Below are 21,660 nucleotides of genomic sequence, written 5' to 3'. Positions count from 1 at the left end.
GGTTTTATCCTTAAAATTTTTGATTGAAAGAATGCGTTTGAATCGCGGCTATTCTAGCAAACGATCTACTAAATAATAGTGGTGCTACAATCGGCCGAAAAGCTTTTGCTGGAGAAAAACAATGGTGCAGCAACCACAGAATCTGGCCGGGTGGGTAGCTTACTTGAGCAATGCCGAATTGCCCGTGTTGAAGCATACGGCGCGCGAGCTGGAGCGCATGCATGCCGACGAAGAAAATCTCAATGCGCGCAGCGTTGCACACGTGATTACCAGCGATCCCATGATGACGGTCAAACTGCTGCGATTCCTGCAGGCGCACAGACGCAGCCATACGCAGGAACTCGTGCAGGTGGAGCAGGGCATCATGATGATGGGCTTCAATGCCTTTTTTCGCGAAATCAGACCTGAACCGCGGGTAGAGGATGTACTGCACGGTCATCTTGCTGCATTGACCAATCTCCTGCGTACCGTGCGTCGTGCGCAACGCGCCTCGCGCTACGCCTTTGACTGGGCACTGCTGCTGCACGACCTGCATGCCGAAGAAGTCCGCATCGCGGCGCTACTGAGCTATCTTTCCGAAATGCTGATGTGGTGCTTCAATCCGGACGCGATGCTGAAAATCCATGCGATGCAGGAGGCCGATAAAAGTTTACGCAGTGCGGCGGTTCAACAGGAGGTGCTGGGGTTCAAGGGCATCGAGTTGCAGCATGCTCTTGCCCTTGAATGGAAACTGCCGGAGTTACTGCTGACGCTGATGGATCCGGCACACTCGCAGAATACGCGGGTGCGCAACGTGATGCTGGCACTCAATCTGGCGCGCCATTCCGCCAATGGCTGGGATGATGCGGCACTGCCGGACGATTATCGCGACATCGCGGCGTTATTGCGGGTCGATCCGGAGAAGGTTATGGCAATGGTGGGTGCTAGCCCCAGCCCATCAACAGCATAAAGCCTGCAAGCTGCAGCAGGGCAAGCAGTACCAGCGCGGAGGTTGCCCAGAAAAGCAGGTGGTTGCGGCGTTTCTGCTCCGTTGCGAGCGCTTCCATTTTTTCCGTCAGAATAGCCATGTCGTTGCGCGACAGGTTTTCATGCACCAGGCGCGGCAACTGCGGCAGTATTTTTCCCCAGTGCGGCGCTTCTGCGCGGAAATTCTCGATGATGCTGCGCCAGCCCATCTGTTCGCTCATCCATTGTTCCAGATAGGGCTTGGCCGTTTTCCACAGATCCAGTTCCGGGTCGAGTTCGCGTCCCAGGCCTTCGATATTCAGCAATGTCTTTTGCAACATCACCAGCTGCGGCTGGATGACCACCCCGAAGCGGCGCGAGGTCTGGAACAGCCGCAATAACACGCGCCCGAAGGAGATGTCCTTGAGCGGCTTGTCGAATATTGGCTCGCACACGGCGCGAATCGCGGTTTCGAATTCGTCTTGCGGGGTGTCTTTCGGTGCCCAGCCTGATTCGATGTGCGCGCGGGCGACTTCGCGGTAGTCGCGCCGGAAAAACGCCAGGAAATTCCGCGCCAGATACTGTTTATCCGTATCGCTTAGCGTTCCCATGATGCCGAAATCGAGCGCGACATAACGCCCATCATTCTCAACCAGAATGTTGCCGGGGTGCATGTCGGCATGAAAGAAACTGTCGCGGAAGACCTGCGTGAAAAAGATTTCGACGCCATTGCGCGCAAGCCGGGGAATGTCCACGCCGAGCTCGCGCAAACGCGCTACCTGGCTGATCGGCGTGCCGGTCATGCGCTCCATCACCATGACTTGTTCGCGGCACGCATCCCAATATACTTCCGGTACCAGCAGCAATCGGCCATCGGAAAAATTGCGCCGCAACTGGCTGCAATTCGCGGCTTCCAGCATCAGGTCGAGTTCGTTATGGATATGCCGGCCGAACTCCGCGACTACCTCGCGCGGGCGCAGGCGTTTGCCGTCGGACGACAGATTTTCCAGCAGCATCGCCGCGACGTCGAGTAACGCCAGGTCCTTGTCGATCACGGCGTCGATTCCCGGGCGGAGTATCTTGACGGCGACCGGGCGACCATCTGGCAAAGTGGCAAAGTGGACTTGCGCAACCGAGGCACTGGCGACGGGCGTCGGGTCGAAGCTGGCGAATATTTCCGTCGCCTGCGCACCATAAGCCTGCTGTAAAACGGCTTGCACTTGCGGCGCGGAAAACGGCGGCACGCTGTCCTGCAGCTTGGCCAATTCGTCCGCGATATCGAGCGGAATCAGGTCGCGGCGCGTAGAAAGCATCTGGCCGAATTTGACGAAGATGGGCCCAAGATTTTCCAATGCCAGGCGCAATCGTACTCCGCGCGGCTGATCGAAGCGGCGCCAGAAGAACAGGCCGCGCGTCAATGCTTGCAGGCCGCGCAGCCGGGCGTGGCTGAATATGAGCTCGTCCAGCCCGAAGCGCAGGCTGACGAAGATGATTTTGAACAACCGCAGAAAACGCATCAGATGTTTTTCTCCAACCGCTCCAACCGTTTGGCGAAGCGCTCGACGTCGTCGCGCAAGGCGTCGACGTCCCTGGAGAAATTATCCAGATGACGCTTTTTGGCAATCTGCGGCTGCTCTTCCAGCCAGAATTCGGAAAGCATGCCGGCCATGGACATGGCTTGGCGCGCAATTTCCTGCCGAATGCGCGCGCCGGCCTGGCTCAGTTCGTGGGCTGGGATGTCGCCGACGATGCGGCTCAGGTCTTCCTCGGCATCCCAGCGCAGTCCGTGCAGAACTTTGCCGACTGCTGCGGCCAACTCGGCGTCGCCCTGCAAGGTGGCGAGACCGCTCGCGGCGTCGGGTTCCAGCAGCATGCGCAGGGCCGCGCCTGGAGTCAGGCCGATTTCAGCATCGATCTCGGCATCATGCGGGGCAGTGGAGAATTCGCCGGCACGGTCTATCGCCAGCGTAGCGCCGAGAGGCGGCATGGAAATGCGGACGATTTTTCCGGCGTAGGGGCGAAGCTGCTCGCTCGCCCAGGCGTTCTGGCGCAGAAGATGATTGAGTGCATCGGCAGTCAGCTTCAATATTTGACGCCCTTGTGCAGCGCGACGACGCCGGCGGTCAGGTTGTGGTAATCCACCTTATCGAACCCGGCATCCAGCATCATCTGCTTCAGGGTTTCCTGATCGGGGTGCATGCGGATGGATTCGGCGAGGTAACGATAGCTATCCGCGTCACTTGCCAGCAGCTTGCCCATCACCGGCAGAAGCTTGAAAGAGTAGGCATCGTAAGCCGGTTGCAGCGGTTTCCAGACGTGTGAAAACTCCAGCACCAGCAGCCTGCCGCCGGGTTTGAGCACGCGCAGCATTTCCTTCAGTGCGAGATCCTTGTGCGTCATGTTGCGCAGGCCGAATGCAACCGAAACACAATCGAAATAATTGTCGGGGAACGGCAACTTTTCCGCATCGCATTGCGCAGCGGGCACTGCCAGGCCTTCATCCAGCATGCGGTCGCGGCCGACCGAAAGCATGGAGGCGTTTATGTCTGTCAGGATTACCTTGCCCAGCTTGCCGACCTTTTTGGCGAACAGGCGGGAAAGGTCGCCGCTGCCGCCAGCGATATCCAGCACGCGGTTACCCGGCAGCACGCCGCTGGATTCAATGGTAAAGCGCTTCCAGAGCCGATGCAGCCCGGCGGACATGACATCGTTCATCAAATCGTAACGGCTGGCGACGGAATGGAAAACTTCGCCAACCTTGTGTGCTTTTTCGGATTCGGCAACGGTCTTGAAGCCGAAGTGCGTGGTGTTTTCGCTCATGCCTGATCCTTATGCTGGATGCCGGCGGCGGCAAGCCGCGCGAGATAGGTTTGCCACAGTTCGGCCTGGCGGGCGCCGAGATCGTAAAGATAATCCCAGGAGTACAGCCCGGTGCTATGCCCGTCGGAAAAGCTCAGCTTGACTGCGTATTGGCCGACCGGCTCGATGTTGACAATGTTGACGTCTTCTTTACCCACCTGCAGCACTTCCTGCCCGGCGCCGTGGCCGCGCACTTCAGCAGAAGGGGAATAGACCCGCAGGAATTCGCAGGACAGATGAAAGTGCGCGCCGTCGTCGAACACGATTTCCAGTTTGCGGGAGGCTTGGTGAAGGCGAATATCGGTCGGGCGTGGAGTGCTGGATGTGAGGCCGGTCATGTTCGTGGCATATGATTTGACTAAGTCAAAATGATAGCAGAATCGCGGTTTCATCAGGAGCTTGCGTTCGGGCCGCCGCATCGCATATACCCGCCTGATTTTTTGATTAATTTATGAATCATGCTAGAGTAGCAGCGGGGTATTCAGGCGAGAACATACATGGTTGAAAACAAGCTTGCCGATCAGTTTGCTGCATACAGCACATGGCGCAAGGCGCTGATCGATACCATCTGCGATTACCGCAGTTGGCTGAATGAGCAGGAGTTGAATGATGCGCAGGTCGATCTGCGTGTCCAGCACTTACTGGATCGCCTGCATGAGGACAAGCTGAATGTGGCTTTCGTAGCCGAGTTCTCGCGGGGCAAATCCGAGCTGATCAACGCGATTTTCTTTGCCGATTATGGTCAGCGGCTGCTGCCTTCGAGTGCGGGCCGCACGACCATGTGTCCTACCGAACTTCTGTTCGAATCCGACAAGCCCACTTCCTTGCGGCTGCTGCCCATCGAAACGCGCGGTACCGATACCACCACCACGGAATTCAAGCGTTTCCCCGCCGAATGGACGGTGTTCGAGTTCGACGTCAATTCCAGCGACAGCATGGTCGATGCCTTCAAGGAGGTGAGCCGCACCAAACGCGTTTCGGTCGAGGAAGCGCAGCGCTATGAACTTTACGACCCGAATAATCCCGACGATGCGATGAATCTCAACGAGGACGGCACGATCGATATTCCGTGCTGGCGTTACGCGATCATCAACTTCCCGCATCCTTTGCTTGAGCAAGGCCTCGTCATCCTGGATACGCCGGGGCTGAATGCCATCGGCACCGAACCCGAACTGACGCTCAACATGCTGCCGAATGCACATGCGGTGCTTTTCATTCTTGCGGCCGATACGGGAGTGACCAAGTCGGAGAGCGACGTCTGGCGCCAGTACATCAGCGGCACGCGCTGGAAGCAGAAGGGCCGCATGGCCGTGCTTAACAAGATTGACGGTTTGTGGGACGAGCTGAAAAGCGAGCGCGAAGTCGAGAAGGAAATCGCCAAGCAGATCAAGGTTAGCGCCGAGTTGCTGGACCTCGATTCCAGCCAGATTTTTCCGGTTTCGGCACAGAAGGGCCTGCTGGCCAAAGTGAACAATGATGAAGGGCTGCTGGTCAAGAGCCGCCTTCCTGAATTGCAGAAAGCCTTGTCTGACGAGCTGATTCCTTCCAAGAAGGAAATCGTGCGCGACAATACCGAAAGCGAGATCGAAGACCTGATCGCCAATTCCGGTCTTATCCTGCAGTCGCGGCTTCAAGGACTTTCGGAACAATTGGCGGAGTTGAAGGGTCTACGTGGCAAGAACGCCGATGTGGTAGAACACATGATGAACAAGGTCAAGGCCGACAAGGAGAGCTTCGAGCGCGGCTTGCAGCGTTTCCAGGCCTTGCGCAGCGTGTTTTCGCAGCATACCAATACGCTGTTTGCCTATCTGGGCATGGAGCGGTTGCGCATGGAGGTCGCCAAGACGCGCCATGCGATGGTGGCGGCCAACTTCACCAAGAGTATTCGTGCCGCGATGGAAGGTTTTTTCAAGGATATTAATGAGCGCATGGCCAGTTCCGACCGGCAGATATCTGAAATCAAGAGCATGATGGACGCCATGTACCAGAAATATGCGCAGGAGCACGGCACGGCGCCGGTCAATGCGCCTAATTTCTCCACGGCGCGCTATCAGAAGGAACTTGGCAAGCTGGAACGTGCCTACAAAGAGCAATTCGATACGGCCTTGAATATGATCGTGAACGAGAAAATGACGCTTACCACGAAATTCTTCGAGACGATGGCGAATCGCGTGGTGAATGTGTATGAAATCGCCAACCGAGACGTCGAGAATTGGCTAAAAGCCGTCATGGCGCCGATGGAGTCGCAAGTTCGCGAGCAGCAATTGCAATTGCGCCGTCGCATGGAAAGTATCAAGCGCATCTATAAGGCGACGGACACGCTGGAAGATCGCATCGCCGAGCTGGAAAGTTTCGAGCAGGGCATCCGCAACCAGATTGCCGATCTCAAGGTGATTCGTCAGCACATTGGTAATGCGCTGGCCTTTGAGGAAAGTCCGGCTCCCGAGGTGTTGGCAGCATGACCGGAAATCTTCTCTTTCTCTTCGGCTTGACGCTTGTTTTCGTGGGCTTTGCTGCAGTTGGCGTGCTATGGGCGATCAAGACGGGGCAGTTTGACGACCTTGAAGGTCCGGCCCAGCGGATATTGATGGATGACGATGATCCGATGATCCCATTTCAACGCTTGAAATCGGATGATGAAACGAATAAAATAAGACAGTAATATCTTTATTTCAATTGGGGAATTTGGAAATGCGTTTTTTTACTTGGGAAAACCTGCCGATGACCGTCATCGTTGGTTTGATTGCCTGGTCCTGGATTGCGTTCTTCTCCGTGATTCTGGCTTGATGACGCCATCGTGCGAATAAATAAAAAGGCTGCAAACGCAGCCTTTTTTAATGGGTAAAACCTGGCAGCGATTACATCGTTGCGCCGATAATCCCCTTCATTTTCTGCATGGCTTTTTGTTCAATCTGGCGAATCCGCTCGGCAGAAACGCCATATTCGGCCGCCAGTTCGTGCAGCGTGGCGCTGCCATCGTCCTTTAGCCAGCGTGCCTCGACAATACGGCGGCTGCGATCATCCAGGCTGTTCAATGCGGTTTCCAGGCCAACGGTTTGCAACACTTCGATTTGCTGTTCGGCCAGCATTTCCGACGGTTCGGGGCGGTGGTCTTCGAGATAGGCAATCGGACTCCAGCTTTCTTCGCCGTCATCCTCGCCGTGGGATTCCAGCGCGATGTCCTGGCCACCCATGCGGGATTCCATTTCGATGACTTCTTCCGGTTTAACCTTCAATTCGCGCGCAATTTCCAGCACTTCATCGGGATGCAGGCTGCCGCTATGGGTTTTCATGCTGCGCAGGTTAAAGAACAGTTTACGCTGCGCCTTGGTGGTGGCCACCTTGACCAGGCGCCAGTTGCGCAGAATGAATTCGTGGATTTCAGCCTTGATCCAGTGCACGGCAAACGAAACCAGCCGAACGCCGCGTTCCGGGTCAAAGCGGCGCACCGCCTTCATCAGACCGATATTGCCTTCCTGAATCAGGTCGGCCTGCGGCAGGCCATAGCCTGAGTAGCCGCGTGCGATGCTGGCCACGAGCCGCAGATGCGAAAGAATCAACTGCTTGGCTGCTTCCAGATCGTTGTCACGTTGCAGGCGGGTGGCGTAGTCGTACTCTTCTTCTGCGCTGAGCACAGGAAAAGAGCGGATCGTTTGCATGTAACGATCAATACTTTCAACCGCCGATGGCATCGGTAAAGACAGGGAATAACTCATTGCGTTTTAACCTCCTGGGTTCGAAACCATTTTAGCACTCACAATTGGAGAGTGCTAGCGACTAAAAGTTCTTGCCCTCAGCCACCTTGCGTGGCTTCTTTTTTAATGCACCGGAAATCAGGTTGTGAAAGAGGGGCTACATGGCTTTTGTAGAGATTCAGTCTTGATGTCGAGCATTCGGATGGATGGGATACGGGGAATGATTAAGCCCCTGATCTCATCCTGATCAAGGGCCTTGTGTTAAGAGCAGTGCAGGATGACACCTTTGCGTCCTATGGCACGCATGACAATGTCAATCACGTAAATCACCGCCTTTAAAAGGGTGACTGAAACTTCGCCAATGAGATCGGATTGCCGGTGTTGAATCTGACGAAGTTTGTCTCCAGTGATCATGGCGGCCACCAAATTCTCGCGGTGAGCAAGGCTGGCCACGACGACACCGGCAACGTGGACCACAATGGTAATCGTCCATACATTGGCGAGCGCCTCATGTGCCTCCTTGATCGTGACCAAATCGCCGAGAAATGGCAAGGCGATATCGTTAAACGACATATATCCAGTCACTACGGACAATATCCCCAATGAAAGCATTAGGTAAATAGCCACGGCTCCTGCCGGATTATGGCCGATATACCGCTTTGCTTCTCCTGAGAAAAGACCGTAAAGATAAATTGCGGCCTGCTTGATATTAAGCGGAAAGCGACGGAAACCGGAGTGATCCCGAGCAATGAAACCAATCAGCCATCGGGTGGCCAGGATGGCTCCAGCGCCATATCCAGCCAGGACGTGGATGTCTCGCATCAGTTCCAGGTGTCGGGTGTAGAAAGCGACCGCGAAGGAAGCAGCCAATCCCCAGTGCAGCGTACGCACTGAAAGCGGCCATACTTTGATTTTGTTCTGCATTTGTAGCTCCAAATACACGAAACCCGGGATTGCCGAGCCTCAGTAATTGTAAAAACGCTTGTGGCGTGGATTAGTCCTGAACCCATGCGCGGTTTACCGCAGCCTTTTGTGAGGTTGTCGGGAGGCGCATGCATTGGAACAGACTATGCATTATAAGCGATAGGCCGCACTCAACGAAATTGTGGCCGACTAATGCAATATAAATTACATATAACATATTAAAGTTGACAAAGTATTCCTCCAGGGGCATTCTGGGTTCTCCCCTCAATTTCCTGGAGATAAAAATGAACTTCCCTAAATTAAAACCCTATGTAGCAGCCGTTTGTTCCACTTTATTGTTTGCCATGGCAGTGCCCAGTTATGCGCACGAAGGTCATGCAAACATTCCTGAAGCAACGAAAACAGTACAGACAAATGCCGTTCTGAGGGACTTATGGGTAGGGCACGCGTTCTGGGTTCGTAACGTAGTGGTTGAAACGCTGCGTGGCAATAAAGCAGGCGCAAGCGCCGCTGAACAGGGAGTCGTGGCCAACGCCAAACAAATTGCCGCTTCCATCGAGCCGTTTTATGGAAAAGCCGCCTCGGAAAAGCTCTTTAAACTGCTGGCAGGGCATTATGGAGCCGTTAAGCAATACCTCGATGCAACGACTGAAGGCAGCAAGTCAAAGCAGGATGCGGCCATGAAGGTATTAACGAGTAATGTGGACGAGATCGCAACCTTTCTCAGCGGCGCGAACCCGAATTTGCCTTTCGAAACCCTGAAAAGCTTGCTGTTGGCCCACGGTGGACATCACGTCCAGCAAATTCAACAAATCAAGGCCAAACAGTACGCAGAAGAAGCCAGGACATGGAGTGCGATGAAGGATCACATGTATGTCATCGCAGATGCCTTGACGGGAGCCTTGGCGAAACAGTTCCCAGATAAGTTCTAAAGCCGTATTCGGAAATCCTCCAAAGACAAGATTGTTCTTGGAGGATTGATTTTCAGTTGAGTCTGGTTCCGCTTGGATTGCCGGGCTGTCGACAACCAGAATGAGGACATGTTTGTGGAAATTAAACCCCCGATTCCCCCGTTTACGAAAGAGACGGCTTCGATAAAAGTGCGTCTTGCTGAGGATGCATGGAATACCCGAGATCTCCAGCTTGTAGTACTCGGCTATAGCAAGGATACGGAGTGGCGCAACCGTGCCGAATTTCCCGTCGGTCGCGAGCAAATTGGCCAGTTTCTGCGGCGTAAATGGATAAACGAGCTGGATTACCGGCTGATCAAGGAGCTGTGGGCCTACTCAGACAATCGCATCGCGGTCAGGTTCGCTTATGAGTGGCATGACGATTCGGGACAGTGGTTTCGCTCTTATGGCAATGAAAACTGGGAGTTTAATGGCCAAGGGTTGATGCAGAAGCGATACGCCAGCATCAATGACCTTCCTATAAGCGCTTCGGAGCGTAAGTTTTTCTGGCCTCTCGGTCGTCGTCCCGACGATCATCCAGGATTGGCAGAATTAGGGCTTTAAGAGTGTTGCTGTTCTCCAGGCGGAGAGATGCGCTTTGCGGCCAACTCCACCATGGCCGGGGAGGCGAGTTTATTTTATCGATACACCAAACCGGCAACACTCTCCGCCTCTGACCATGCATTCCTTATGTTCGATGCTTGCATCCAGCAAAGAAGCCATTAGGGATAAATCCAGTTCGCAAACCTCTTTGCAATCTGCTGCCAGCTGATGAAAAACACAGTTGCTTGCAACGATTTCCAAAGGATTCGCTTCATCTGCGCCGAGTTGGGTTTCATAGCCTAACTCAGACATAATCAGTTTGACTTCGCGGATCTGATCAGCCGTCGACCCCTTGTTCTGGACTCGAGTCTTGTATTCGGACGCCAACTGCTCACCCAGGCTGGACATGCATTCTTTCAGCGTCGCATCTCCAAGCTTTTGCTGAACCAACTGCAAAAGAAGTCTGGAGAATAACGAATAGTGCCTGGGGAAAAGCTCTTGTCCAATTGCCGAGAGCTTGTAAATTCTCCCTGGCCGGCCTCCCGTGCTCGATTGCAAGGAGTTTTCTACATAGCGCTGGCCTTCAAGGCTTGCCAGATGTTGATGAACGGCATTTCTTGAAATGGAGAGCTCTTGAGCCAGTTGATCGACAGTCAATCCCTTGGGGCTATGCAACAACGCCTTGAGCAGGAGTTGCTGTCGTTGACCTATGTTTGATAAAGCAGACATGTTCGTATTCTACCAAATTAAAATTTGTAATGTCACTTATTCAATATTTATATTGATAAAGATAATTAATATATTTACACTGCATTCTCGATTGTTAAGTTAAGGAGAAATTTTTGTGTTGATATCCGCTATTCTACTTTTTGCGATTACCGCTGTGGGCGGGTTAATCCTTGCATCAAAGGTGCTTGGTGGCAAGTTTGCTTCATGGACGATCTCTCTGCTGCATGCCTCGGCAGGGGCTGCAGGTTTGATCCTGCTTATCATTGAGGCCATTCATGGAACAGGGGGATCACGCGTAACGGCTTCCCTTGCGTTGCTCATCATGGCTGCCTTGGGCGGCTTTTATCTGGCCTCCTATCATATCCGGGAAAAAATCGCTCCAAAAGGCTTCGTCATTATTCATGCAAGCCTTGCGGTAATCGGTTTTTTGATACTACTGACTGTTTTGCTGGGTATTTAAATGCAACGAATGACTCACCCCATTCATCCGGCGATTGTTCATTTCCCGATTGTTTGCTGGACACTCACAACGCTGGGTGATTTTGCAAGTATCTGGTTGGGGGAGTGCATGTGGTGGGCATCTGGATGGATGCTCACCATAGGAACAATTGCAGCTATTGCCGCAATGATTTCCGGAGTTTTCGAATTAAGAAAAGTGACGGATGACGATAAGGTGCTTCGCGTAGTTAATACGCACATGCAGCTAGTCCTTGTGACATGTACTCTATACGGGACAAGTCTTTTCTTGCGAGTAGATAGTTTTCAACAGCTAGGTGCGCCAGGCTCCATCGAGTTAATACTTTCGGGACTTGGATTGATCTCACTTTTTTGTTCCGGGTGGTATGGAGGAAAACTGGTTTATGAAAATGGAGTCGGGGTAAAGAAAGCATAGTATTTACCCACTCTTGGATTCCACATATTTGTATGGTGGCTTTCACTATTAATTCATAAGCTTTATCTCTATTGCCATGTTGTATCCTGGTACTGTCGCGTAGGTATTTGAAGATAATTTGAAGATGAAGCGGAGCGAATTTCTAAAACCTCTATCTCGGGAACACCATTCGGCCCTATCCCTCGGCACGGCATTTATTCGCGCCGCTGAATCCGGTGACAAGGAAAGTATCGCGGCGGTGTGTGAAAAATTAAATCGGGCATTCCGTAATGAATTGGAGCCTCATTTCAACCTTGAAGAGAAAGATTTGTTTCCGCGGATGGAACTGGCGGGGGCAGCCGAGTTGGTTAAACGCGCGTTGAAGGATCATGCGGCGCTCAGGGAAATGATAACCACGATAAATACCGAGAAACCCCCGGCCGAGCTTGCAGCCTTTGGAGCCCTCTTAATTGCCCATGTCAGATTTGAGGAGAGGGAGCTCTTCAATGTCGCCGAAAAGATATTGCATCTTGAGTGATCTGATAGGCTTTGGGGATTTATGATCCACAGATCGTAAATTTAAGCTTTGAATAGATTCCGGGAATGGTGGAGATTAGGCCACTAATATCCCAATAATCCCTACATTCTTCTTTTTTATCGCCCATTAGTAAGACAGTACTTGACGACAGCGGTGCCGGAGGCGATCAAGCTGGGCGAGAGTTTTTCCAGCGACAACCCATCACTCTTCTGATTAGGCGCAAGCGATCATTCGTAATCGCTATAAATCCTCCAGTTCGAACAATTCAGAAAAATACGGCCACATCAATGTCCCGCATGCTGATTTCTATTAATATCAAAAATATTAATATTAAATGGCAAATTAATTCATTTTCCATAAAAATAATTTAATTGCATACTGCATTTCGTCAGGTGGAAGTGATTTATGTCGGGCAGTTCAACGACGATTTATTCGCTTATGCCTTTGGAATGAAAATCAAGATTGGCGATATATCGAAATATTCATTGTCTGTGGCAATGAATGCTGGAACACGATGAACTGTTGGTCCAACAGCTATGGTCAGGCACCAATGATCATTGGCGTCATGCAGCGCGAAATGATCGGTATCACTCATTCCTCAACACTCCAATAACCCATAAAGCGCTGCTTGTTTCAAAGCAGCTATCGCTGGTTGTTGAGTATTGGCAAACATCCGACATAGCGCTACCAAGAGATCCATCCAATTCGCCGTATCTAGCACAGGTAACTATCAATGAATCCTACGAGTTTGCTCCTGGCCACTTTCATATTATCCATAGCCGGGTTATTTGTCTTCATATGGTCTCTACGTAAAGGCTTATTCGATGTGGAAACCTCGGGGTCTAAAGTGATCTTCACCCCAGATGACATCGGTCACTACCATGACCCTGCTGCCGACCCCCATGAAATCGACACCCTTAATATTCAGACTGGCCGACGCAACATAAGTCACAGCGATATTGCTAATCGTCCCCATGATCATTCGAGTACGCTTCCGTGTTTTGTTTTGTTTGGCAGCGCGGTTTTCTGGCTCGTTTTCGCATCGCTGGCAGGGCTGGTCAGCTCATACAAGCTGCACAATCCTGATTTCCTGACGCATTCTCTGGCGCTCACGTTTGGTGTGATGCGAACCATTCATCTCAATCTTGTTGCATACGGTTGGGCACCGCTTGGGGTGCTGGGTTTGGCGATGTGGATGCTGCCGCGGCTTCTTCGTGCGCCGCTGGTGGGAGGGAGATTCGCCATTGCGGGCGCGGTAATCTGGAATATTGCCTTGATAGCAGGCATCGCGGCGATCGCCAATGGGAAAAACGCGGGGATGGAGTGGCTTGAAATTCCCTGGCAGGTCGGCGTTTTGTTTGCCTTAGGCGGCATGATGATCGGATTGTCGATGGTCTTCACATTATTCACGCATAAGGTGCATCACCTTTATGTGTCCGTGTGGTACATCGGTGCGGCATTGTTCTGGTTTCCCGTGTTGTACATCGTAGCAAAGATGCCGGGCGTTCATTTCGGAATTGAGCAAGCCACGACGAATTGGTGGTTTGCGCACAACGTACTGGGGCTTTTTTATACCCCTTTGTCCATTGCCGCCGTTTACTACTTCCTGCCTAAAGTGATCGGGCGGCCGGTGCATTCCTATAACCTGTCTTTGCTTGGATTCTGGACGCTGGCTTTCTTTTACGGACAGGTTGGAGCCCATCACCTCATAGGCGGCCCTGTTCCGGAATGGTTGCTCACTCTTTCCATTGTGCAAAGCATGATGATGCTGATTCCCGTGGTTGCCTTCTCCCTTAACCAGCATTTGACGCTGAAGGGGCATTTCCAGGCACTGAAGCATTCCCCGACGCTGAGATTCATTGTCTTCGGGGCGATGATGTACACGCTTGCATCGGTCCAGGGATCGTTTGAGGCGTTGCGCTCCTTCAACGCTGTGACGCACTTTACCCATTTCACTGTTGCGCACGCGCACCTTGGAATGTACGGGTTCGTTTCGATGGTGATTTTCGGGGGTATCTATTTCGTATTACCGCAGATTCTGAAGTTTTCGTGGCCCTACCCAAAACTGATCAGCTGGCATTTCTGGCTGGTCGTCGCAGGGTTCAGCGTTTACATGATTTCTTTAATGACTGCTGGGGTACTACAGGGTCTTGCGTTACAGGATGCTTCCAAACCCTTTATGGATTCCGTAACCGTGACTCTGCCATGGTTGAAAGGCCGTTCTCTGGGAGGCTCTTTGATGGTCGCAGGACATCTGGTTTTTGCCTTTCATTTTGCCAGCATGGTGGTCTTTGCCTTATCAACCAAGCCATTTCAAAAACTGAGTCTGACGACGGAAGGTTGAGCCATGGAAAATAGCCTGAAACTGATTGCCGGATCCATGGTGACACTGTCATTTGCAACCTGCGCCCTGGTAGCTCTGCCTTTCCTGCAGTTGAAGGATGTCCCCGCGCCAGAAGCGCTGAAACCTTATAGCCCGGGGCAGGCGCGAGGCAGAAATGCCTATATTGCCAATGGCTGCATTGCATGCCATACGCAACAACCGAGCACCACAGGTGCCGGTATTGCCGATGCCCAGCGTGGCTGGGGACGGGCATCCGTCGCCGCGGATTATCACTATGACTCGCCGCCTCTTCTCGGGACCATGCGTACCGGCCCCGATCTTTTCAACATTGGCGAGCGTCAGCCTAGCGAAGATTGGCATCTGGGGCATCTTTACCAGCCGCGGCTGTATGTTCCCGGGAGCGTGATGCCAGGATTCCCATATCTGTTTGAGATCAAGAACAAAGCCGAGACGACCAAGGGTGACCGTGTTGTTTCCTTGCCGGAAGGAGCCATTCCAGACGGCAAGGTTGTCGTGGCTGGCGAAGAAGCTTTGAACCTGGTGGCCTATCTCACTGGCATGAAGCACAACTACCCGGTATTGACGCCTGAAGAGGCCAAATTGGCCGCCCTGAGAAAAGCTCGCGTCCCTACCAACGATTAATTGAAAGCGCTTGAAAAAATGAAACCATTACATGCAAATAACAAGGAAAACATAGAACCGCTCGAACAGACGAACCCTGTTCCCCGCGTAGTTGTGGGTCTCGTGCTGGGGTTGGCGCTATGGAGTGCAGGATACATTTTTACGCAGCGGCCCGATGGTGTCGCTTCTCTGGGCGATGGACGCGATCCTGAGACCCTGGTGAAAGCCGATGTGGTTGCGTCAAAAGATACTGCAAATGGCATGCAATTGTTCACGGCCAATTGCCAAGCCTGCCACCAAGCGAACGGCCAAGGGCTTTCGGGAGTTTTTCCTCCACTGGCGGGTTCCGAGTGGGTACTGGGCGATGAAAAGGTGTTAAGCCAGATTCTATTGCATGGGCTTTCGGGGAAGGTTGAGGTTCTTGGAAAAACCTATCAAGGTTCGATGCCAGCCTTCGGAAGCCAATTGAGCGACAGTGAAATGGCTGCGGTATTGACTCATGTACGAAGCCAATGGGGGAATAAGGCGCAGCCCATCGCCGCTGAGGTTGTCGCTACTGGCAGGGCGGCATCGGCGACGCGCTCGGCACCATGGACTGGTACCGACGAAATCAAAACATTCATCGACTTCCTTCCGGGCTCTCCCGCGCCATGAGTCTCGCCAATCATAAAACCGGTTTTGCCTGCCTGTTGATCGTCGTATTGGCGCTAGCGGCTTTTGCCAGCGTTACGAGAAATTTTAGAGCCGTGACTACCGAGGAGGCCCGCCGTCTGGACCTGAAGCAATTCCCTAAACCGTTGCCGGATATCAAACTCATCGACAGTTCGGGTGAAACATTGAGCCTGGCGCAAATAGGCCGTTCCAACCCGGACGGCAGACAAGTTACGCTCATCACCTTCATCTATACAAACTGTCGCACGATATGCCGGGCCGGAGCCATCGATCAACTGCATCTTGAAAAGTTGATTCAGGACAATGGATGGAGCAGCCATATCAAGCTGTTGACGTTGAGCTTCGATCCGGCGCGCGACACACCGGCTGTTTTGAGGCGGTATGCGGACACCATGAAGGCCGATCAGGACATATGGAAATTCGCTACTGTCGCCGACAGGTCTGACCTGGCGTCGCTGCTTAGAGCATTTGAAATTACGGTATTGCCAGATGGTTTGGGTGGTTATGCGCATAATGCCGCCATTTTTCTGGTCGATCGGCAAGGAAGATTGGCAGGCGCTTACGCTATGGATGAGCCCGCTACGGCATTAGCAGAATCACTCCATGGATGAACAAATATCTCACAGCCCCTTTAGCTCTTTTTGTTCCAGGGATTTTACTGGCTGCGCTTGGATTGCTTCGGCCATGGCTGGAGGAATCAATGGCTCGCCATATGGTGCTGGAGTTGCCGGGATTGTTCTGCATCGGTTGGCTGGCAGCCCGCATATGCGATAACACGCTTGGTCGCATGCTGGCTCCATGGAATCGAGACGGCGTGACGGCATTGCTCGCGTCTTTTTTGATCACCTCGTACTGGATGTTCCCTTCGGCACTTGATCTCGCAGTCCTGAATTGGGATATCGCTACTGTCAAAGTGGCCAGCCTGCTATTCGCCGGGCTCCTTCTGGGGGCGGCTTGGAAAAAGTCGATCCCCGTATTGAAGGCATTTTTTGTCTTGAACTGGGTCTGGATGACGTTGACGGCCGGATTTTTATATCGAGATGCACCCAGGCAACTCTGCGCAGCTTATCTCAGCGAACAGCAGTCTGATACGGGTTTAGGGCTTATATTTCTTGCGATTGCAGTGCTGTGTCTTTGGGGCGCCGACACATATCTCCAGACCAATGCAAACGAAATGAATCAACGAAATGCGATCGATTGATGTAGGGATCGTAGGCGGGTCCGGTTATACCGGTGCGGAACTATTAAGAATTCTTTGTCGGCATCCGCGAGCAAGGGTCGTAATGACCACCTCGCGAAGTGAATCAGGCTGTCCAGTGAGCGACCTGTTTCCGAATCTTCGAAATCATGTCGACCTGGTGTTTGTCGATCCGGAGAGTGCCGATCTCAGTGCCTGTGATGTCATTTTCTTTGCGACACCCCATGGTACGGCCATGCGGCAGATTCCTGCGTTGCTGGGTTCGGGGGCAAGGATCATCGATTTGTCCGCGGATTTTCGCATCCAGGACATTCCAGTATGGGAAAAATCCTATGGCATGCCGCATGCCTGCCCTGCCTTGGTTTCCGAAGCCATTTATGGCCTATCGGAGCTAAACCGAGACTCGATCAGAAAGGCGCAAATTGTCGCCAACCCCGGCTGCTTTCCAACCGCAATTCAATTAGGCTTCAAGCCGTTATTGCAGGCCGGGGTTGTGGATGCGGATACGCTGATTGCGGATGCGGTCTCAGGTGCCAGCGGCGGTGGCCGGAAAAAAGAAAAGCAGTTACTGTTTCCGGAGGTTTCGGACAACTTCAGAGCATACAGCGTCTCAGGCCATCGCCATCTGCCGGAAATTTGCCAAGGGCTAACTGCCATGTGCAATAACGCGGTCAAACTAACTTTTATTCCGCACTTGATGCCTGCCATTCGGGGTATTCATGCCACGCTTTATGCAAGGTTAAATAAGCATGTGGATTTGCAAATGCTATTCGAGAATGCGTATAAAAACGAAGCTTTCGTCGATGTCCTTCCATGTGGTTCCCATCCGGAAACTCGTGGTGTGCGTGGATCGAACAGATGCGGCATCGCTGTGCATTCAAGGGAGGGGAATGAGACCGTAGTAGTGATGTCCGTCATTGATAATTTGGTTAAAGGTGCTGCAGGGCAAGCTATTCAGAATATGAACATCATGTTTGGTTTCGATGAAGGCGCCGGATTGAAGGAAATTCCTTTGTTGCCATGACGGGTCTTGGCCCTTCAGGATTGCACTGCAAAACTCCACTTATGCATTAAATATGTATAAAAGCGCTATCATTAGCAATTCTGTCCAATAAGATTGAACAATAGGGGTTGGCTAAATGGACCGCTTTGATGCCATGCTTGCGTTTACCCGGGTTGTGGAACTGGCGAGCTTCACCAAGGCGGCGCTTTCACTGAGCCTGCCTAAAACCACGGTTTCGGCGCAGGTGCTGGCGCTGGAATCGCGGTTGCGCGTCAAATTGCTCAACCGGACGACCCGGCGCGTCAGTGTTACTACCGACGGCGCCGCCTACTACGAGCGCGCCGTGCGATTGCTGCAAGAACTCGAGGAAACTGAATCGCTGGTCAGCCAGGCGACGGCGAGCCCGAAAGGACGGCTGCGCGTGGATGTGCCTGGGTCGATTGGCCGGCGCATCATCATTCCGGCGTTGGCGGATTTTTTCCGTCGGTATCCAGAGATCGATTTGGAAGTTGGCTGCAACGACAGGCCGGTCGATCTGTTGGAGGAGGGTGTCGATTGCGTGATCCGGGGCGGCGAGATTACCGATCTCTCGCTGGTGGCGCGAAGGGTGGGGTCGCTCAAATTTGTTACCTGCGCCAGTCCGGCTTATGTGGCGGAGTTCGGCATGCCCGAGACGCCGGCGGATATCGAACGCCACATGGGCGTGCATTATTTTTCTTCAAAAACCGCCAAGGTTTTCGAATTCGATTTTTCCAAGGACGGCAGCAAAACCCTGGTCTCCGGCCGCCGCCGGCTGATGCTTAACGACGGGGATGCATGTGCAGCGGCTGCGCTGGCAGGCGCTGGCATTGTCCAGCTGCCTACCTTCATGGTGCAGGACTGCATTGCATCGGGGAAACTCGTTATTGTTCTCGGCACCTATCTCTCCGAAGATTTGCCGATATATGCCCTGTATCCGCAGAACCGGCATCTTTCCACCAAAGTCCGGGCGTTCATTGACTGGATTGCCGAGCTTTTCGAGAGCAGCGATCTGGTGCAAACCAGATCCCAGATTCCGTGACAATGAGCCGGTATAAGCGATGACGCCTACGGCGCTAATAGCGCTCAATGTCGGCTAGCGCACGATTCACGGCGACGTAGGAGCCTATCCAGCCCAGCAGTGCCGAGCCGCCTACCAGCGCGAGGCTGACATCGGCGGTCGGCATCAATAGCCGAAAGTCCGATGCATACAGTCGAGCGAGTTCGGCGACTGACTCGTTGAACAGCCAGACCGCGCCAACCAGGATCAGCAAAGCCGACAGGCCGCCGCCGATGCCATAAAGCGTACCGGCGTATAGAAATGGGCGGCGGATGAAACGGTCGGTCGCGCCGATCAGGCGGCTCAGTTCGATTTCCTCGCGCTGGGTGGCAATTTGCAGGCGTATGCTGTTGCCGGTGATGATCAGCAGCGCGAAACCCAGCAATCCGGCGATGACCAGCACCAGTTTGTTGCCGAGTTCCAGCAGACCATGCAAACGCTTGATCCAGACGGCATCGAGTTGCGCATGCTCCACGCCCGGCCATTGCTGTATTTCCTGCTGCAGCCGTTCTATGGCGGCGGGATCGCCGGTCTTGGTCTCAATGACGTAGGCGTCGGGAAGCGGGTTCTGCTCCAGCCCGCCGGTAATCTCCGCCAGCCCCGTGCTCTGCTGCATTTTCTGCCATGCCTCGTCGCGGCTGACGAAGCGGTACGTCGCAATGCCATCGTGCTTATCCAGACGGGCGTCGATTTCTTTTTTCTGATCCTCCGGTGCGCTCATCGCGAGGAAAAGGCTGATTTGCGGCGCGGTCTGGAAGCCGCCGGCGAGGCGCTGGAGGTTTTCCAGCGCGACGTAAAGCATTGCCGGCAGCGACAGCGTGACGCCGATGACCGCAATCATCATCAGCAATGCCAAGGGTGCGCGGCGCATGCGGGCGGTAACCAGCGAAAAGGCCAGACGATGCTGCGCAAGCATTTGGCCGATCATCGTAGTTCTCCCTGCGCCAGATGCAGCGTACGCCCGCCGAATTCCGTGCTGCCATGCGCGTCATGCGTAGCGATCAATACGGTGACACCGACCTGATGAAAGGAGTGGAAAAGCTTCATGATTTCAGATGCATAGGTTTCGTCGAGGTTGGCCGTCGGTTCGTCCGCGATCAGAATCGCCGGCCGACTGACAACTGCGCGGGCGATGGCGAGCCGCTGCTGCTCGCCGCCGGACAGCGTAATCGGCATTGCTTTTTCGCGGCTCAGCAGGCCAACCTTGTCCAATGCGGCGCGAATGCGCTTGCCGGCCTCATGGCCGACGACGCCATTGATGTGCAGCGGCAAGGCGACGTTATCGAACACCGTGCGGTCGTAAAGCAGCTTGTGATCCTGGAACACCAGCCCGAATTTGCGCCGCAGGAATGGCACGGCTGCCCGGCGCAGCTTGCTGACATTCTGGTTGCCGATCAGCACGGTGCCGGCGGTGGGGCGCTCCAGCGCGGCAATGAGTTTCAAGAGTGTGCTTTTGCCGGCACCGGAATGGCCGGTGACGAACACCAGCTCGCCTTTTTCGATTTCGAAGGAGAGGTTTTTCAACGCTTCGTAACCACCTGGATACAGCTTGCCGACACGGTCGAACTTGATCACGAGAACAGCGCCTCCACGAATTCCTTCGCATCGAATGGCTGCAAATCGTCGAGTTGTTCGCCAACCCCGATGAAGCGAATCGGAATCGGCCGCTCCTTGGCGATGGCAGCAATCACCCCGCCGCGCGCGGTGCCGTCCAGTTTGGTCAATGCTAGCCCGGTGACGCCGAGCGCATCGTCGAAAGCCTTGACCTGTGCGATGGCGTTCTGCCCGGTGTTGGCGTCCAGCACCAGCAGTATTTCGTGTGGGGCGCCGGGATAGGCCTTGTCGATCACGCGCTTCACCTTGCGGATTTCTTCCATCAGGTTGAGCTGGGTCGGCAGGCGTCCGGCGGTATCGGCCAGCACGACATCGATGCCGCGCGCCTTGGCGGCGTTGACCGCATCGAAAATCACCGCAGCCGGATCGCCGCCGGTTTGCGAGATGACTTGCACCTGATTGCGCTCGCCCCATTCGGCGAGTTGCTCGCGGGCGGCGGCACGGAAGGTGTCGCCGGCGGCGATCAGCACGGATTTGCCTTCGGCCTGCAATCGCCAGGCAAGCTTGCCTATGGTCGTGGTCTTGCCGGCGCCGTTGACGCCGGCCAGCATGATCACGTAGGGCTTGTGTGTGCCGGTATCCAGCGGCTGCGCCAAAGGCTCGAGCAACCCGATCAGGGCTTGTTGCAACGCCTCGCGCAATTGCGTGGTATCAGTCAGATGTTGGCGTTTGACCGTGGTACGCACCTGTTCGAGCAGCGCTTGCGTTGCACCGACGCCGACATCGGCAGTGAGCAGGATGGATTCGAGTTCCTCGTAGACCTCTTCGTCGATCTTGCCGCCGCCGAATAGTCCGCCGAGCTGGTTGCCCAGCTGGGTGCGGGTGCGAGTGAGCCCTTGCTTGAGCCGTTCGGCCCAACTGGCCTTGGGTTCAGGGGAAGGGGATTCGTCCTTGTTCTTTTTGAAGAAATTAAGCATGTGGCTATTTTATTCGGAATGGGAGTTGCGCGCTAATCAGAACTTGAGGACGGATACTCAGTCATAAAGCCTGCGCAGTGCCGAGACTGAGCTGTGCAGAAGGTATAATCGACAAAAAACGGAGAACTGAACGTGCTGATTCGATGGTGGTTGATCCTG

26 protein-coding genes are annotated in these 21,660 nt (G+C 53.8%); 15 read left to right on the top strand and 11 right to left on the bottom strand.

Annotation, left to right across the window (positions count from 1 at the left end; all coding sequences use genetic code 11):
* Positions 1-121 precede the first annotated feature (121 nt).
* A complete protein-coding gene (locus tag A7976_RS09155) occupies positions 122-949 on the top strand; it encodes an HDOD domain-containing protein (RefSeq protein ID WP_067110514.1) in 828 nt (275 codons plus the stop codon).
* Here the strand turns inward: A7976_RS09155 and ubiB are convergent.
* Genes ubiB through A7976_RS09135 form a run of 4 tightly spaced genes read right to left on the bottom strand, consistent with a single transcriptional unit; the run spans position 924 to position 4,142 of the window.
* On the bottom strand, positions 924-2,462 hold the full coding sequence (gene ubiB, locus A7976_RS09150) for a ubiquinone biosynthesis regulatory protein kinase UbiB (RefSeq protein WP_067110512.1): 1,539 nt from the start codon (positions 2,460-2,462) through the stop codon (positions 924-926). The genes A7976_RS09155 and ubiB overlap by 26 nt on opposite strands.
* The gene (locus A7976_RS09145; protein ID WP_082878071.1) at positions 2,462-3,031 is read right to left on the bottom strand and encodes an SCP2 domain-containing protein; all 570 of its coding nucleotides are present in this window, start codon (positions 3,029-3,031) and stop codon (positions 2,462-2,464) included. Before A7976_RS09145 ends, ubiB begins: the two co-directional genes overlap by 1 nt.
* On the bottom strand, positions 3,028-3,765 hold the full coding sequence (gene ubiE / locus A7976_RS09140) for a bifunctional demethylmenaquinone methyltransferase/2-methoxy-6-polyprenyl-1,4-benzoquinol methylase UbiE (protein WP_067110505.1): 738 nt from the start codon (positions 3,763-3,765) through the stop codon (positions 3,028-3,030). The genes A7976_RS09145 and ubiE overlap by 4 nt, the downstream gene beginning before the upstream one ends.
* On the bottom strand, positions 3,762-4,142 hold the full coding sequence (locus A7976_RS09135) for a gamma-butyrobetaine hydroxylase-like domain-containing protein (protein ID WP_067111126.1): 381 nt from the start codon (positions 4,140-4,142) through the stop codon (positions 3,762-3,764). The genes ubiE and A7976_RS09135 overlap by 4 nt, the downstream gene beginning before the upstream one ends.
* 159 nt (positions 4,143-4,301) lie before the next feature.
* Between A7976_RS09135 and A7976_RS09130 the strand changes: the two genes are divergently transcribed.
* Complete coding sequence (locus tag A7976_RS09130; RefSeq protein WP_067110499.1) at positions 4,302-6,266, top strand: dynamin family protein; 1,965 nt, start codon at positions 4,302-4,304, stop codon at positions 6,264-6,266.
* Positions 6,263-6,466, top strand: a complete 204-nt coding sequence (gene ccoS / locus A7976_RS09125; RefSeq protein ID WP_082878070.1) for a cbb3-type cytochrome oxidase assembly protein CcoS — start codon at positions 6,263-6,265, stop codon at positions 6,464-6,466. Before A7976_RS09130 ends, ccoS begins: the two co-directional genes overlap by 4 nt.
* Positions 6,467-6,662: 196 nt before the next feature.
* Here the strand turns inward: ccoS and rpoH are convergent, their stop codons facing one another.
* Both rpoH and A7976_RS09115 read right to left on the bottom strand, forming a co-directional pair.
* Positions 6,663-7,520: an RNA polymerase sigma factor RpoH gene (gene rpoH / locus A7976_RS09120; protein WP_082878069.1), complete on the bottom strand. Its 858-nt coding sequence runs from the start codon at positions 7,518-7,520 to the stop codon at positions 6,663-6,665.
* 240 nt (positions 7,521-7,760) lie between these two features.
* Positions 7,761-8,423: a cytochrome b/b6 domain-containing protein gene (locus tag A7976_RS09115; RefSeq protein ID WP_067110496.1), complete on the bottom strand. Its 663-nt coding sequence runs from the start codon at positions 8,421-8,423 to the stop codon at positions 7,761-7,763.
* Between the two features lie 284 nt (positions 8,424-8,707).
* On the opposite strand from A7976_RS09115, the gene A7976_RS09105 reads away from it, so the two are divergent.
* Both A7976_RS09105 and A7976_RS09100 read left to right on the top strand, forming a co-directional pair.
* On the top strand, positions 8,708-9,355 hold the full coding sequence (locus A7976_RS09105; protein WP_067110478.1) for a hypothetical protein: 648 nt from the start codon (positions 8,708-8,710) through the stop codon (positions 9,353-9,355).
* Positions 9,356-9,463: 108 nt separating this feature from the next.
* Positions 9,464-9,937, top strand: coding sequence for a nuclear transport factor 2 family protein (locus A7976_RS09100; protein ID WP_067111117.1), 474 nt, complete (start codon positions 9,464-9,466; stop codon positions 9,935-9,937).
* 69 nt (positions 9,938-10,006) lie between these two features.
* Here the strand turns inward: A7976_RS09100 and A7976_RS09095 are convergent, their stop codons facing one another.
* Complete coding sequence (locus tag A7976_RS09095) at positions 10,007-10,645, bottom strand: metalloregulator ArsR/SmtB family transcription factor (RefSeq protein WP_067110475.1); 639 nt, start codon at positions 10,643-10,645, stop codon at positions 10,007-10,009.
* Between the two features lie 115 nt (positions 10,646-10,760).
* Here A7976_RS09095 and A7976_RS09090 point away from each other — a divergent pair, with 115 nt between their 5' ends.
* From A7976_RS09090 to A7976_RS09085, 3 genes are all read left to right on the top strand, one after another.
* Positions 10,761-11,105, top strand: coding sequence for a hypothetical protein (locus tag A7976_RS09090; RefSeq protein ID WP_067110471.1), 345 nt, complete (start codon positions 10,761-10,763; stop codon positions 11,103-11,105).
* Positions 11,106-11,537: a DUF2231 domain-containing protein gene (locus A7976_RS14850; protein WP_082878068.1), complete on the top strand. Its 432-nt coding sequence runs from the start codon at positions 11,106-11,108 to the stop codon at positions 11,535-11,537.
* A 124-nt stretch (positions 11,538-11,661) separates the two neighbouring features.
* Positions 11,662-12,054: a hemerythrin domain-containing protein gene (locus A7976_RS09085; RefSeq protein WP_067111114.1), complete on the top strand. Its 393-nt coding sequence runs from the start codon at positions 11,662-11,664 to the stop codon at positions 12,052-12,054.
* A 436-nt stretch (positions 12,055-12,490) separates the two neighbouring features.
* Here A7976_RS09085 and A7976_RS15170 read toward each other — a convergent pair whose 3' ends face one another.
* Positions 12,491-12,649 (bottom strand): hypothetical protein, encoded by a 159-nt coding sequence (locus A7976_RS15170; protein WP_165601731.1) that lies wholly within the window; start codon positions 12,647-12,649, stop codon positions 12,491-12,493.
* Positions 12,650-12,901: 252 nt separating this feature from the next.
* On the opposite strand from A7976_RS15170, the gene A7976_RS09080 reads away from it, so the two are divergent.
* From A7976_RS09080 to A7976_RS09050, 7 genes are all read left to right on the top strand, one after another.
* Entirely contained in the window at positions 12,902-14,398 is a 1,497-nt protein-coding gene (locus tag A7976_RS09080) for a cbb3-type cytochrome c oxidase subunit I (RefSeq protein ID WP_240483844.1), read from the top strand.
* Positions 14,399-14,401: 3 nt separating this feature from the next.
* Positions 14,402-15,040: a cbb3-type cytochrome c oxidase subunit II gene (locus tag A7976_RS09075; RefSeq protein WP_067110461.1), complete on the top strand. Its 639-nt coding sequence runs from the start codon at positions 14,402-14,404 to the stop codon at positions 15,038-15,040.
* A complete protein-coding gene (locus A7976_RS09070; RefSeq protein ID WP_205633487.1) occupies positions 15,041-15,673 on the top strand; it encodes a cytochrome c in 633 nt (210 codons plus the stop codon).
* Entirely contained in the window at positions 15,670-16,302 is a 633-nt protein-coding gene (locus tag A7976_RS09065) for an SCO family protein (protein WP_067110459.1), read from the top strand. The genes A7976_RS09070 and A7976_RS09065 overlap by 4 nt, the downstream gene beginning before the upstream one ends.
* Positions 16,299-16,892: a hypothetical protein gene (locus A7976_RS09060; protein ID WP_131801012.1), complete on the top strand. Its 594-nt coding sequence runs from the start codon at positions 16,299-16,301 to the stop codon at positions 16,890-16,892. Before A7976_RS09065 ends, A7976_RS09060 begins: the two co-directional genes overlap by 4 nt.
* The gene (argC, locus tag A7976_RS09055; RefSeq protein WP_067110456.1) at positions 16,879-17,913 is read left to right on the top strand and encodes an N-acetyl-gamma-glutamyl-phosphate reductase; all 1,035 of its coding nucleotides are present in this window, start codon (positions 16,879-16,881) and stop codon (positions 17,911-17,913) included. The genes A7976_RS09060 and argC overlap by 14 nt, the downstream gene beginning before the upstream one ends.
* Before the next feature lie 115 nt (positions 17,914-18,028).
* A complete protein-coding gene (locus A7976_RS09050; protein ID WP_067110454.1) occupies positions 18,029-18,952 on the top strand; it encodes a LysR family transcriptional regulator in 924 nt (307 codons plus the stop codon).
* A gap of 34 nt (positions 18,953-18,986) precedes the next feature.
* Here the strand turns inward: A7976_RS09050 and ftsX are convergent, their stop codons facing one another.
* Genes ftsX through ftsY form a run of 3 tightly spaced genes read right to left on the bottom strand, consistent with a single transcriptional unit; the run spans position 18,987 to position 21,501 of the window.
* On the bottom strand, positions 18,987-19,898 hold the full coding sequence (ftsX, locus tag A7976_RS09045) for a permease-like cell division protein FtsX (protein WP_067110451.1): 912 nt from the start codon (positions 19,896-19,898) through the stop codon (positions 18,987-18,989).
* Positions 19,895-20,545: a cell division ATP-binding protein FtsE gene (gene ftsE, locus A7976_RS09040; RefSeq protein WP_067110448.1), complete on the bottom strand. Its 651-nt coding sequence runs from the start codon at positions 20,543-20,545 to the stop codon at positions 19,895-19,897. Before ftsE ends, ftsX begins: the two co-directional genes overlap by 4 nt.
* The gene (ftsY, locus tag A7976_RS09035) at positions 20,542-21,501 is read right to left on the bottom strand and encodes a signal recognition particle-docking protein FtsY (RefSeq protein WP_067110434.1); all 960 of its coding nucleotides are present in this window, start codon (positions 21,499-21,501) and stop codon (positions 20,542-20,544) included. The genes ftsE and ftsY overlap by 4 nt, the downstream gene beginning before the upstream one ends.
* Positions 21,502-21,660: the final 159 nt, after the last annotated feature.

It is taken from the genome of Methylobacillus sp. MM3, assembly GCF_001645185.1.
Classification (GTDB): Bacteria; Pseudomonadota; Gammaproteobacteria; order Burkholderiales; family Methylophilaceae; genus MM2.
This window is presented reverse-complemented; position numbering and strand designations above follow the sequence as displayed.